Origin of the sequence: Paenibacillus sp. FSL P4-0338, from assembly GCF_038002365.1 — a bacterium.
Classification (GTDB): domain Bacteria; phylum Bacillota; class Bacilli; order Paenibacillales; family Paenibacillaceae; genus Paenibacillus_AQ.
The window spans coordinates 1,983,456-1,997,634 of record NZ_JBBOCG010000002.1 but is presented as its reverse complement, the minus strand read 5'-3'; the positions used below and the strand labels follow the sequence as shown (position 1 = coordinate 1,997,634).

At 52.5% G+C, this 14,179-nt stretch carries 9 protein-coding genes; 1 reads left to right on the top strand and 8 read right to left on the bottom strand.

From position 1 onward, the window contains the following. The first annotated feature begins 523 nt into the window (after positions 1-523). The gene (locus MKZ07_RS32650) at positions 524-2,128 is read left to right on the top strand and encodes a sensor domain-containing diguanylate cyclase (RefSeq protein ID WP_341029636.1); all 1,605 of its coding nucleotides are present in this window, start codon (positions 524-526) and stop codon (positions 2,126-2,128) included. A gap of 110 nt (positions 2,129-2,238) precedes the next feature. Here MKZ07_RS32650 and pulA read toward each other — a convergent pair whose 3' ends face one another. From pulA to MKZ07_RS32610, 8 genes are all read right to left on the bottom strand, one after another. Next, a complete protein-coding gene (pulA, locus tag MKZ07_RS32645; RefSeq protein WP_341029635.1) occupies positions 2,239-4,638 on the bottom strand; it encodes a type I pullulanase in 2,400 nt (799 codons plus the stop codon). 328 nt (positions 4,639-4,966) lie between these two features. Beyond that, positions 4,967-6,211, bottom strand: a complete 1,245-nt coding sequence (locus MKZ07_RS32640; protein ID WP_256706995.1) for an MFS transporter — start codon at positions 6,209-6,211, stop codon at positions 4,967-4,969. Positions 6,212-6,412: 201 nt separating this feature from the next. Continuing rightward, entirely contained in the window at positions 6,413-8,125 is a 1,713-nt protein-coding gene (gene ptsP / locus MKZ07_RS32635) for a phosphoenolpyruvate--protein phosphotransferase (protein ID WP_341029632.1), read from the bottom strand. Continuing rightward, positions 8,118-8,393, bottom strand: a complete 276-nt coding sequence (locus tag MKZ07_RS32630) for an HPr family phosphocarrier protein (RefSeq protein WP_036696683.1) — start codon at positions 8,391-8,393, stop codon at positions 8,118-8,120. The genes ptsP and MKZ07_RS32630 overlap by 8 nt, the downstream gene beginning before the upstream one ends. Positions 8,394-8,494: 101 nt before the next feature. After that, positions 8,495-10,552 (bottom strand): glucose-specific PTS transporter subunit IIBC, encoded by a 2,058-nt coding sequence (gene ptsG / locus MKZ07_RS32625; RefSeq protein ID WP_036696680.1) that lies wholly within the window; start codon positions 10,550-10,552, stop codon positions 8,495-8,497. Between the two features lie 272 nt (positions 10,553-10,824). Continuing rightward, on the bottom strand, positions 10,825-11,700 hold the full coding sequence (gene glcT / locus MKZ07_RS32620; protein WP_036696835.1) for a glucose PTS transporter transcription antiterminator GlcT: 876 nt from the start codon (positions 11,698-11,700) through the stop codon (positions 10,825-10,827). 144 nt (positions 11,701-11,844) lie between these two features. Then, the gene (locus MKZ07_RS32615) at positions 11,845-13,464 is read right to left on the bottom strand and encodes a hypothetical protein (RefSeq protein ID WP_036696677.1); all 1,620 of its coding nucleotides are present in this window, start codon (positions 13,462-13,464) and stop codon (positions 11,845-11,847) included. Beyond that, positions 13,457-14,164, bottom strand: a complete 708-nt coding sequence (locus MKZ07_RS32610; protein WP_036696674.1) for an ABC transporter ATP-binding protein — start codon at positions 14,162-14,164, stop codon at positions 13,457-13,459. The genes MKZ07_RS32615 and MKZ07_RS32610 overlap by 8 nt, the downstream gene beginning before the upstream one ends. Positions 14,165-14,179 lie beyond the last annotated feature (15 nt).

Sequence of the window (14,179 nt, the reverse complement as noted above, 5' to 3'; positions counted from 1 at the left end):
CTAGACGCTGCAGTTTGTAATCTGCTGTTCCATCCGCTAGTCTCAGATCCCTGGGCTGGCGGATTTTTCTATTATATTTTTAATGCACAATTGATACCATAGGGGTATCGTTTGCAGTAAAAGTGGGTAATAGGACTCAAAGGTGAGAATATCTTTACATAGTAGTTAAGAATACATAATAGTTCTTTGTATCGGCTGTAACGGATATGTCTCCACTGTTTCCACTCCGGCTCCACGGTCCGCTTCACGGCCTGTACATCCGCAGCGGAAGCTGACGGGGCTTATTATTTTTTCAGCAATTGCTCTGCTTAAGGGATGTCCTATATACTGGTGAAAAGAAACCGCGATCTAATCGGAAGTTATTCTTTCTGTTGCCTCTTTCTTCCCCTGCTCTCTAGGACTCGCTAACATATACTCTCTTAAATGCCTGCATGAAGCCATATTCCGCATAAGGATAAGTTTCGCATGCACCAAAGCTACACCCATGAGATTTGCAAAAGTTCTGTGCGGGGAGAGGATGACAGTGGCAGTTTTTTCGGAAAACACAAGTACACACAGACTGATTATATTATTCACGTCGATCACCGTTCTTCTGGTTGGGATCAGTGTGGCCTCCCTGCTGATTCTGAATCATACGATGAACAAATTATCCGATTCCTTATACAGTGACGTCTACCAGAATTCCGAGCTCATTCTGAATGCCGACCGCGATCTGTATCAGGCAGCCCTTGCGCTTCAGACCACAGTCGGCGGGGCGCTGACCAGCGCGCAGCGCAGTACGCTGTCGCAGGAATTCGAGGACAATAATGCCCAGGCGCTGCAGCGGGTCAATACCGCCCGCTACAATCTGGATGCCGTGAAGAGCCCGTTCAATGGAATGAAGCAGAGCGAGCTGCTGCTGGACGAGCTGAGGAATGAGCTGGATCACTTCGGAACCACGCTCACCGCGTGGAGGGATAACGGCCGGGAGCTGATCTCGCAGCGGGTCCAGAGCGGCTGGAACCCTGCCTCTTATTCTGCCCTCACCATACATACGGAGCTGAATGAAGTACGGGAAAGCCTGAATCTGGCCGAGGATAAGATTGATAGCTTTGCCAGCCAGGTGATGACGGAGTTCAATAATCTCAAAAGCTCTCTGTTCGCCGTCTATTCCGTATTTCTGTTCCTGCTTGTTCTGGTCATCTTCTATCTCAGCCGCAGACTCATCTCCCTGCAGAACGAAATGCAGGATGAGAAATCACTCTACCAGCTGATCGGTGAGACGATGTCTGACTTCATTGTGCTGACAGATCCGAACGGTCTGATCTTGTATGCCTCGCCTTCCCATGCAACTGCACTTGGCTATGTGCCAAGCAAAGGAGCACCGCTCTCCAACTATATCCGTGAAGCCGAAATCTCCTGGGCCAAGCTCAAGAGCGTGGTGCAGTCTTCACCGAGAATATCCGAGCTGCGCATGCGTTCGGCCGAAGGGCATTGGGTGTGGCTGGAGACCAAGGTTACCCCGATTGCGGGCAGCCGCAATTTCCCGGCGCAGTTCATGCTGGTCTCGCGTGAGATTACCCAGCGCAAGCAATATGAGGAGCGGCTGCACAAGCTGGCCTTCTATGATCATCTGACTGCCATTCCCAACCGTGCCCATTTCAAAATGTACATGGAGAACCTGATCAACCAGCCCGAGGAGCGCCGGCAGGAGATCGCCGTGGCGCTGCTGGACTGCGACCGGTTCAAGCAGCTGAATGATACACTCGGCCATCTGGCCGGAGATGAATTCCTGCAGCTCCTCTCCCGGGAGCTGCAGCAGACCGTGAAGGGCTCCGGCCAGGCCTTCCGGATCGGCGGGGACGAATTCGCCGTGGTGCTGCACCGGTTCACCAGCCCGCAAATGCTGGACGAGCTGCTGAACCGTCTGCTCCAGCTATTCAACAAATCCTGGTCCATCAACCAGGGCTCCAGCTTCCACACCTCTGCCAGCATTGGCGTGGCTCTGTACCCGCAGCACGGCAGCAGCATCAACGAGTTGCTCCGTGCCGCCGATCTTGCGATGTACCGCTCCAAGAACCATGGCGGCAATGAGGCTAACCTGTACAGCGAGCATGTGGATAAGAAGTACAGTGATCAGCGGAACTAGCGCCAGCAGATGCTGACTCCTATACTAAGGCTACTTTAATAATTCATAGCCAAAAAGAGCTGATCGGCTCCTTCCCCCAGGGGATGGAACGAATCAGCTCTTCTAATGTTCTAGCTGGTCTGGTGCAACGGATCAGCCAGCTCTGTCCTATGTTCTGGACTACGCTCCCGAACGGTCACTTTGATAACCTGCTCCCCGCTGCCTGAGCAGTCGATGAAGCGGTCAGCGGTGCCGTCCTTCTCCTCCCAATCGTTCAGCCGGAGGATGTAGCCTATTGTGGATGTCCCCGGCAGCACTTCAATCCGTGCTACGGCATGACCTTCCTCCATGTGCTGGAAGTCCTGTTGTCCATCCTGAATGCCTGTACCCCACACCCAAAGATTCCAGCCCCGGTAATCGCCGTCCGGGCGGTCATAATGAACTTCTACAATCTTCGATCTCGGCTCAGGCTCCCCGTATTTATCATAGAGTACCATCATCGACAGTCCGGCGACCTCTACACTGCCGTTCTCCGTCTGCCGGAAGGCTTCCAGTCCGGCATGGGTATGATCGACTATGATGTTCCAGCAGCCGGAGGTCTCCGGGAGGCACTGGGTGACCGGCTCCATATTGGCATTATAGATCACCACAATATTATTCCATGTATCTCCGCCGGCGTGATCCTTCAGTCTATAGGCAACGACTCCGCCGTCACAGCGCAGGAACTCCAGACTGCGCTCAATCTCCTGGCGCCCGTGCAGGCGGAAGGCCGGATGTGTCCGGCGCAGTTCAATCAGACCTTTGTAATATTGAAATACTGCAATGAATTTGCTTTTGTTCTCCCAGCGGATCGCATTGATACAGTCCGGGCTGCGATAGCTGTTATGATCTCCGTATTTGCTGCGCAGCAGCTCATCCCCGGCATGGAGGAACGGAATTCCCTGCGAGGTCAGAATGATTCCGTTAGCCAGCAATGAACGGCGTACCGTCTCATGGTCCAGCACATTCTCGGGATCTACTCCCACATACGGATTCGCCTGCTCTAATGCGGCCTTCAGATCCCCGCCGCCCCGCAACTTGCCGCCCTCAAGCTCCGGCAGTCCGGCTTCCCCGCGAAGTCCCCGGGTAGCCAGAATTTTGTCCCACAGGTTGAGATTATCATGTGCGGTTACATAGTTCACAGTCTCTGTAGGCGCATCGGTGAATTCATGAATCGCCCCGCTCACCCCGGACGCGATCGCGCCTTCTTTGCCGTATTCCCCGGTCACGAAGCCTTTGCCCCAGCCGTCGCTGTCTCCCTTGATGGCTGCGCGAAAGTTGTCGTTGAAGACGGCGTAGCCTTTGCCGCGCTGCACGCCCTTCAGCGTCTTGGCAGCAAGCGGCGAGTCGCCGCCTGTCCACGGCTCACCGTAGAGCAGCAGCCCCGGATTAATCTCCAGCCGCAGCTCCTCGGTAATCTCGCGCATGGTCACGCTGTCCATCAGCCCCATCAGATCGAAGCGGAACCCGTCAATATGGTACTCCTTAGCCCAGTAGGACAGGGAATCCTTGATATACTTGCGGACCATCGGCCGCTCTGTAGCCAGCTCATTGCCGACGCCCGAGCCGTTAGAGAGCCGGCCGCTCTGATCATGACGGTAGTAATAGTCCGGCACCAGCGGCTGGAAGGGACCCTTCTGGAAGCCATAGGTATGATTGTAGACCACATCCATAATCACCGAGATGCCGCGGCTGTGCAGCGCCTGGACCATCTCCTTGAATTCCCGGATACGGGTTAGCGGGTTAGCCGGGTCTGTGCTGTAAGAGCCTTCCGGCACATTATAGTGCTGGGGATCATAGCCCCAGTTGTAGTCTGTGAAGATGGAGGATGCCGGTTCTTCCCCTGCCTTGCCCAGCTCATCCACCGTCTGGTAATCGAACACCGGCAGCAGATGAACATGCGTGATGCCCAGCTCAGCCAGATGATCAATGCCCAGCAGATGACCTGCCTCATCACGCAGGCCAGTCTCGGTGAAGGCCTTGAACTTCCCCTTATACGTCAGACCAGAGCTAGGGTCTGACGAGAAATCGCGCACATGCAGCTCATAGATTACAGCATCTGCCGGATGCGGCAGCACCGGAGAAGCATCGTTCTCCCAGCCATCCGGGTGTGTCTCGGACAAATCCACGATGGCCGTCCGAGTTCCATTGGCCGACACAGCCGTAGCGTAAGGATCGGCCGCTTCATTAATCGACCCGTCCGCAAATACGGCGCGGTACATATAATATTTCCCCTTGAGATTACCGGGAACCTGGATCGTCCATACCCCGCCCTCAGTGCGCTCCATACTAAGAATTTTGCCGCTGTCCTTGTAATCTGTGGTCTGCGGGGTCAGCCCGTTTCCGCCTGTTGCATATAATACGAGCGACACTGTGAAGGCTGTTGGCGCCCAGACTTTGAATACACAACATTCCGCTGTGTAGATTAACCCGAGGTCATTGCCTTGATAGGTATCGATTTCTTGTTCTGCTTGTATATAATTGCTGCTCATTGCTATTCACCATCCCTACGCTCATCCGTAATACTCCCGGAGAACTATCATTCTATTACTATCAAGCTATGTCCATATTCTCTTGAACTAATACTTTGTACTTGCACAGCTCTGCAAGCGGATGACGCCGGAATTGCTACATAGGGTTCTTTATATAATATGTAACACTATGTTCACAGGTCTGGGTTAAGGGTTGAATTGTGTCACCGGATATATCCTATATCGGCATGGATCGCCGGGGATTTAAGCTAATGAAGTTATAGGTGCTAGTTAATCGAAAGTATACTTGTCCAGCGGTTCCATGACAATTGTAAAATAATCCAAAACATCAGGGCCGCTTCCGCAGCACCCTGCCGTATAACGCGATTACAGGTACCAGCAGGAAGCCCGCCGACAGCAGCGAAGCTCTGATAGAGATCCGGCTGCCGATATAACCCACAACCGGACCGCCTGCGCTCTGGCCCAGAGCATCGGACTGGCTGATCATCGACAAGAGTGTAGCCCGGTTCCGGGATGGCAGCTTCGTGTTCAGCCAGGTGGTATAGATCGGATCACTGACCGAAGCGACCACCCCCAGGAGCAGTACCGCCCCGATCGCCCAGTAGAAATTAGGCGCAAGTGCCACCATGATAATGCAGCCGGCACGTACGGATGTCAGAAGGAACAAAGCCGCCGCTACTTGACGTTCCTTTTGCAAATCAATGATTCTCCCGGCTATATAGACAGCCAGCACACCCAGCAGAGTCGTCGCCGCACTGATCAGCCCGAAGCCAGCCGCCATCGAGACTCCTATCTCTGGAAACCCGACTTCATTCATAAGAAAGACTTGCCACAGACGGTCATATCCTTCAGACGCAGCACCGCTAAATAAAGTTACAACTGTCAGCAGCAGGAGCAGCGGATGATGCCTCAGGATAGAGGCGCCGCTGACCCAGGTCTTGCCCAGCTCACGGATAGCAGAGGATTGCGGCTCACGCTTCCGGCGTATGAACCCCGTCTCCTTCATGTACCGGATCAATAGGAACCCCAGGACGAAATAGATGACTCCACCCGCCAGAAAAGGGAGATTAGACGCAACATGGGATAATCCTACGCTGACCGCGATGCCCAGCAGGGAAGCGCTTAAGCCGAATATTTTGGAGCGCATGAAGAGTCTTCCCGTCTGCTCTTCTCCAAGCTCGTCCACAATCCATGCGGTATCCGCTCCGCTCAGGAAGGTCCAGCCGATCCCGTACAGCATCTGGGAGATCAGCAGCCAGCCGAAGGCAGGCAACAGGGAAGCCGGTTGCATGATCCAGACAATGCTTCCTTCAAGGACAAAAGCACTCCCCACAACGAACATAGCAATTATGACTGACAGCCTGCGGCTGTAGGTATCGGCGACCACCCCTGTTATTCCCTCGAACACAAGCACCGTTATCTCCAGCACCGTTCCAATCAGCACAAGCTGAAGCGGATTCAGCTTAAGGTCGACTACATAATAAATACTGTAGGTTGTAAATATCGTACTGGCCGCAAGCGACAACATAAACACATGGAACAAATAAATCTGTGAAGCACTGAATCTCTGCACAATGGTTCCACCCTCCGAAAGTAATGGACTCATTATATAAAATAACGCCCGAACGGGCGGTTCCAGATTTGCTGAAATTCAAATCACTTCACAAAAAAAAGCCCCCTGTAAAGGAGGCCGGAAAGTAGTTGGAGTTATAACCAATGCTCCTCTGACGGGGAGCAGCTAACTGCGGAATGCAGTTAACCAGAGTAGAACGAATTAATTCACGCGGGATTGCACCAGTGCGGCTACTTCCTCGGCCGTGCCGAGTTGCAGGGCCTGGGCAGCCATTTCCTTCATGTCGGCCGCAGACAGCTTGGAGATCTGACTGCGTGCTGGCAGAATAGAGGTAGCGCTCATGCTGAATTCATCGAGGCCAAGACCAAGCAGCAGAGGAATAGCCGTGGCATCCCCCGCCATTTCTCCACACATACCGGTCCATTTGCCTTCGGCGTGTGCAGCATCGATGACGATTTTGACCAGTCGCAGAATTGCCGGGTTGTATGGCTGATACAGGTAGGATACCTGTTCATTCATACGGTCCGCAGCCATTGTATATTGGATAAGGTCGTTGGTTCCGATACTGAAGAAATCCACTTCCTTGGCGAACTGATCCGCCAGTACAGCCGTTGAAGGAATCTCTACCATGATGCCCAGCTGGATGCTGCCCGATACTTCTTTGCCTTCTTCACGCAGCTTAGCCTTCTCATCCAGCAACAGATCACGGGCTGCACGGAATTCACCAAGGGTTGCAATCATCGGGAACATAATGCGCAGGTCGCCGTGGACGCTTGCTCTGAGCAAGGCACGCAGCTGGGTGCGGAAGATATCCTGACGGTCCAGACAGAGACGAATCGCACGATAGCCGAGGAACGGGTTCATTTCCTTCGGGAGCTCCAGATAAGGCAGCTCCTTATCTCCGCCGATATCCAGCGTACGTACTACTACCGGCTTGCCTTGCATATTCTCAAGCACGGTCTTGTAGGCGTTATACTGGATTTCTTCGGAAGGCAGTTTATCGCGGCCCATATAGAGGAACTCGGTGCGGTACAGACCTACACCTTCGCCGCCGTTCTCAATAACGCCAGTCACATCATTCGGAGTCCCGATGTTGGCTGCCAGCTCTACATGCTTGCCGTCGGCAGATACCGTTGGCTCGTCGCGGAGCTTTTTCCATTCAGCAATCTGAATATCGTAAGCTTCCTGCTTCGCAGTATACTCGGCAACCTCAGCTTCCGAAGGGTTGATCAGCACATCGCCGCTCAGACCATCCACGATGACCAGGTCGCCTGCTTTGACCAGGGACATCACGTTCTTCGTGCCTACAACCGCCGGAATTTCCAAGGAACGGGCCATAATGGCCGAATGAGAAGTCCGTCCGCCGATATTGGTGGTGAAGCCTTTGACGAAATTGCGGTTAAGCTGTGCTGTATCTGATGGGGTCAGATCCAGTGCAATAACGATAACCTCTTCACTGATCTCAGCCGGGCTCACATAGTGAATACCAAGCAGATGGTTCAGTACACGCTTGGTTACGTCACGCATATCTGCTGCACGTTCCTGCAGGTAAGCGCTCTTCATGTTCTGGAACATTTCCACGAATTGAGTAGCTATTTCATTCAGTGCGTAGTCCGCATTTACCGATTCCTCACGGATTTTGTCCATTACAGGGGTAATGAGCTCAGGGTCATCAAGGATCAGCAGATGCGATTCAAAAATCTCTGCCTTCTTCTCGCCAAGCTCAGCCAAGGTGCGCTCTTTGATGGTCTGAAGTTCGCCTCTGGATTTATCCAGGGCATCATTCAGCTTCGCAAGCTCAGCGTCCACATCAGTGACCGCTGTTTTGGTAATGGTATAGTCCGGGTGTTCCAGGATAAAGGCACGGGCTACTGCAATACCTGCGGAAGCCGCGATTCCTGAAATCTTATTCATGAACTTCTCCCAGCCCTTCTTTAACCATAACCTCCTGCAGCGCGTTCAGTGCTTCTGCTTCTTCACTGCCCTCAGTAATAAGGGTCAGGGTATCTCCTGCTTCAAGGCCCAGGGACAGAACGCCCAGGATGGATTTAAGGGTAACTTTTTTGCCTTTAGCTTCTGCAAAAGCTTCAGTGCCTTTAAATTTTGTAGCTGTATTTACCAGCGCTGTTGCCGGGCGTGCGTGAATTCCGTCTTCGTCAATAATTCTGAAAGTTGTTTGCATAATAGTATCCAACTCGCTTTCTGTTCATTTTGGGGTGGTGAATTATAGTGAAGGCTTGCGCTCCCCTTCATTATAATGGAAGCGCTTCGCCATTGCACATTTTACTGAATGGTGATGATATCCTTGTCGCCGATGCTGACTCTGCCCGGCTTCTTCAAGGTCACGGAGGAGCCTTCCGGCAGGTTGGAGAAGATGACCGGAGAGATGACAGAAGGTGCATTCGCCTTCACATACTCCAGATCTACTTCCATAATCGGCTGTCCGGCAGCTACCAGATCGCCTTCCTCCACCAGAACCGTGAAGCCCTGGCCCTTAAGCTTAACGGTGTTGACCCCGATATGCACAAGGACTTCCTTGCCGCCGTCCGACATGATGCCAATGGCATGCTTACTAGGGAACACGTTGAATACCTTGCCGTATACCGGCGAAGCAATCTTGCCGTCTTCGGACAGGAAGGCGAAGCCGTCACCGGTCATTTTCTGCGAGAAGACCGCATCGGGAACCTCTGTAATATCCATCAGCTGGCCGTTTACCGGAGATACGATATCCTCAGGTATAATAGCATCACCCTGCTCGCCCGCCTGTTGTTCAAGCTCCGGCTTCGGAGCAGCAGGGGCTGCAGCCGGTGTTCTGCCGTTCATGACATCCTGAATCTGTGACTTGATCGTGTCCGAACGTGTGCCGAAGATCGCTTGTACGTTGTTACCCACTTCAAGAACACCAGAAGCACCAAGCTTCTTCAGACGGTTCTTGTCTACGCCCGCTTTGTCCTTCACTTCGACCCGCAGACGCGTGATACAAGCATCCAGATGGGTGATGTTCTCTTTGCCGCCTAGGGCGGACAAAATGTTGCGCGGAAGATCGTCGCCTGTCTTGGACACACTCTCCAAGCTAACCTCATCCTCATCCTCGGAGGCATCCTCACGGCCAGGCGTCTTCAGGTTGAACTTACGGATAACGAAGCGGAATCCGAAGTAATAAATCACGGCCAATACCAGACCTACCGGGATAACCAGCCACCAGGCGGTACGGTTCGGAATGACGCCGAACAGCACATAGTCGATGAACCCGCCGGAGAAGGTCATGCCGATTTTGACATTCAAGAGGTGCATGGTCATGAAGGAGAGTCCTGCGAATACAGCATGGACTGCGAACAGCAGCGGAGCCACGAACAGGAAGGAGAATTCCAGCGGCTCGGTGATCCCCGTCAGGAACGAGGTCAGCGCTGCGGAAACCATCAAGCTTCCGACAACCCGTCTGTTCTCAGGCTTCGACTCATGGTAGATCGCAAGAGCCGCTGCCGGAAGACCGAACATCATGAACGGATATTTACCGGTAGTAAATGTACCCGCTGTGAACTCCACACCGTCACGAAGCTGCTGCATGAAGATGCGCTGGTCACCGCGGACCAGATCGCCCGCCTTGTCAATATAGCTTCCGAATTCATACCAGAACGGTGAATAGAAGATATGGTGCAAGCCGAACGGAATCAGAGAACGCTCGATGACCCCGAAGATAAAGGCAGACAGCGTCAGGTTGGTATTAATCATACTCTGTGACACATAGTTCAGACCGTGCTGGATCGGCGGCCACACAATCGTAAGCGCAAGACCGAGCATCAGGGAGGTCACTGCCGTCATAATCGGTACGAAACGTTTACCCGCGAAGAAGCCCAGGTACGACGGCAATTCTATACGGAAGAACCTTTTGTACATGGATGCAGCCAGGATCCCGACCAGGATACCACCGAATACCCCAGTCTGCAATGTGGGAATCCCCAGCACACTGGAATACGAGAAATCCTTCCAAGTCAGCACGTAAGCATTGACGCCAACTACCGTACCCATGGTTACATTCATCACCAGGAAGCCGATAATCGCTGCAAGCCCGGCTACGCCCTCTCCTCCGGCCAGCCCGATGGCTACGCCGACTGCAAAGAGCAGAGATAGGTTATCAAATACGATTTGCCCGGAGTTCATCAGTACTGTGGCTATCGCCTGAACAATATGATTCTCCAGTGCAGGCACATATTGCAGGAAGTCCGGGTTAACCAGCATATTCCCGATTCCAAGCAGCAGGCCCGCCGCAGGCAGAATGGCAACTGGCAGCATAAGCGCCTTACCGACTCTCTGCAGAACGCCAAATAATTTTTTAAACATTCGGGTCACTTCCTAATCGTTAATTTCTGTCAACAGAAGCCAAAAAAGGCATGAGCAATACAGTACGCAGTTTGCCCGGCTAACGCTAACGTTAGAGTACCCCGAGATGGGGCTGGACAACCATAATACTGTAAATCACTCATGCCTGATCGTATCAGTTACACGTTTGTATTCTGTTGTATTTCATAACAGGGATTATTGTAGCACCATTGATTTGAAGTTGCAACCCCTAAAATCGGCCATATAGCATGAAACATATATATTCTTATATCTTAAAGCTTCTCCGGCGGTTCCAGCTCCGTCTCATCTTCTTTCTTCTGGGCAATACGCTGCAGATGAATCGTCAGATAGCTGACCTCGGCCGGATATACCGGGATACGCACACGCTGCTCAATTACCTTCGTGAGCTTCCAGGCAAGCATGTACATCTCGGGGTACTCCCGCTTCATTAGTCCATCCAGGGATGAGGTCTCGCGCACAGTCTCTCCCCGGCGCAGACGTTCCAGAACGAACCGCAAATGGGTCACCAGCCTTGAATAGTCCAGCGAATCCCGCGGAATACGGTATTCCAGATTATCCTCCACCAGCCCCACCAGATCCCCAATTAGCTGGGAATGCTGCTTCACCTCGGAGATATGGCGATTGCTAAGCGCACTGACAATATGCAGAGCTACGAAGCCGATCTCATCCGGCGGCAGCGTCACCTTCATCGCCTCATTGATCCGCTCCACCGCATATTCCGCCAGACTGTATTCCTCCGGATAAATCTCCCGGGTCTCGTACAGAAACGGATTATGAATAGCCATATGCTGCTCGCTTCTGCGGATCGCGAAGGATATATGGTCGGTAAGGGCAATATGGATATGCTCATTCAGCGTCTGTCGGCTGCTCTGCATAATGTGCAGCACAATCTCCTGAACCACCTCAATCAGCTTCTCGTCTACCTGCGGCACCAGCTGCTTGTATTGCTCCTGCTCCTCCTGGCTGCGCAGGATGAACATCTTCTCTACAGAGGACAGATTGATCCGGTCCCGCGTTTTACGGTTGAAGCCGATCCCCTTGCCGATCACCACAACCTCGGCATACTGGGGATGCTCGGCAATGATCACGTTATTATTAAGCACCTTGCCCACGGTAATGCTGCTCACTGACGACACCTCTTTTAATTCCGAATCCTGATCCATTCCAGCAGCACGATACATGGTTCAACGTGTGATTCGTTACTTAAGCTCCTATCATAACATCAAGAATCTCAAATTAGAAGTGTGTTGCAAGCGGACTCAAGGCTCATTTCATTTCACCCGAAACGTCCGGCCTGAGAACCTGTACACCATAATCAGGGCAGCCAGCATATACACCACAGCAGAGAGTACTACAATCATAGCAAACATTCCAAGCTCACTCTTGAACTGCATCGCGATGAATCCTACCCCCAGCACCACACTGTTCACAATCGTGAAGAACGGATTCTTCACATTGAGCTCTGTGCTATAGGGCTGGAAGATATAGTACATGAACAAATGATGCACCGAGAAGAACAGTGACAGCGCCACAATCGTCACGCAAAAGAGTACAGCATCCCCCGCGCCCCAGCTCTCTGCTGACAGCAGCAGCAGCAAGTTCACCGCCAGGCAGATCGCAGCAGCCGGGATCAGATTAAGCATGCTGATACGCAGCAGCCTGATGCGGAAGTTGCTTAGAATCGCCGATTGTTCACGGTAGAATCCGTAGCGCAGCAGGCTGAGATCACAGTTATAGAACATCGCCTTGCAGAGGCGTTCGCCAATGGACGTATAGTTCATAATGATCAGGAAGGTCGGCAATGCGGTAATCAGATAATGAGTCAGTTTGGTAAAAGCGGTCTGGGACAACAGCATCGTCAGCAAAGCAGCTACAAAGAGCGAGCCAATGATAACCAGCCTGCGCTCTATCGGACTGGTGATCAGCCGGCGGTGACGCGAGAAAAAGATGGCATTCAGGTAAGCATACCCGCTTTTCCCCTCGAATTGGCCATGATTCAGTTGTTCCGCCGAGTAGTGCTGATCTTGGGTGGCCACATCCTTAACCCTTGCCTCTTTCATCATCCGGCCCATGTCGAGCAGCGGATCATCGATTTTGGTGACGGCATCGACGGCATTCGTATAGTCCTTATAACGGGCGATATAGACCGCGCTTAAGGTTCCCAGCACCAATACGCTTAGCACCACAGGCAAATTGAACAGCATTCCTCTCTCTACTACCGCAAATCCGGGGAGCAGCGGAAGATAGGCCAGCAGATATCCAGCGCCGATGGCGGTCCAGATCCAGCTTGTTTTTTTGACAATAACAATGCCGTAGCGGTCAAACACCCACAGATGCAGCGCCTCGCAAGCCGTACGCCAGAACGTCAGCAGCAGCGTAAGAACCGCCCCATGCCACAGCGGAGCACCGAGAAGACTCCCGAAGACCAGCATCGCCGGAATAAAAGTAACCAGAAAGCTGATCCCGCGTAAGGTCAGTGTGGTCCGCATATACCGCTCTGCCGGCAGCCTCATCAGCTTCACGAATATGTATTTATCCCGCTTCGGCTCCAGAATAACTGCGCTGGAAACTCCGGACGTGAAGAAGCTAATACACAGCAGCATCTGCAAATAAAGCTGGTATTGTACCGAAAGGGTTAAGGATATATCTTGTCCTATCAGCTTCACTGGAAGAAAGATCATTATGCCCAGATAAGTGAACTTCGTCACAAAGGCCATAAGGACCTTCAAGATATGCACGATAACAGATAAGGTCTGCTTCAGCTTGGTCTCCGAATAGACCGTGGCCGGGATCAGCTTGCCCAGCACTGGGAGCTTACGGATATAGAACATCAGCCGGTTGGCGCCGGACATCCCCCGTACTTCCAGAATCGCCTTCAGCGTCCTAATCATGATCCTCATCCTTCAACAGGGCAATAATCTGCTCTTCAAATTCCGGACTGTGCAGGGTCTCCGCCGGAATCTCGCGCAGCGTGCCATTATTCAGAATAACCAGCTCATCGCAGAGATCGGCTGCCAGCTGCAGAATATGAGTGGAGAAAATAATGATATGATCCCGCTTCATCTCCCGCAGCAGCTTCTTGATCTCCAGCGCCACTACCACATCGAAAGAGGTTAACGGCTCATCGAGCAGGATCAGCGGCGGGCGGGAAATGATAAAGCACAGCATCTGAATTTTGTTCTTCATCCCGTGGGAATAGCCTTTGATCAGACGGTGTCTGTCCGCCTCCTCGAAACGGATGATATCGAAATACTCCTCGATGGTCCGGTCCGCTTGTATCTTCCCCTTATTGATGTCCATGTAGAATTTCACAAACTCATAACCGGTCAGGAAGTCAGGCAGAATCGGCAAGGAGAATACGTAGCCGATCTCTTCCTCAAGCAGCGGAAGACTCACCTCATCTCTGCGCAGAAAAGCGCCGCCGCTATCCATTTGGATCTCCCCGCTAAGGCAGTTGAATAACGAGGTCTTTCCCGCACCGTTGCGGCCGAGCAAGCCGTATATCTTGCCCTGCTCAAAGGTAAAATCAATCCCCTTCAGCACCTCCCTGCCGTCAAAGCTCTTGCGTATATTATCCAGTATAAGCTCCATACCTGCCTCCGTTTC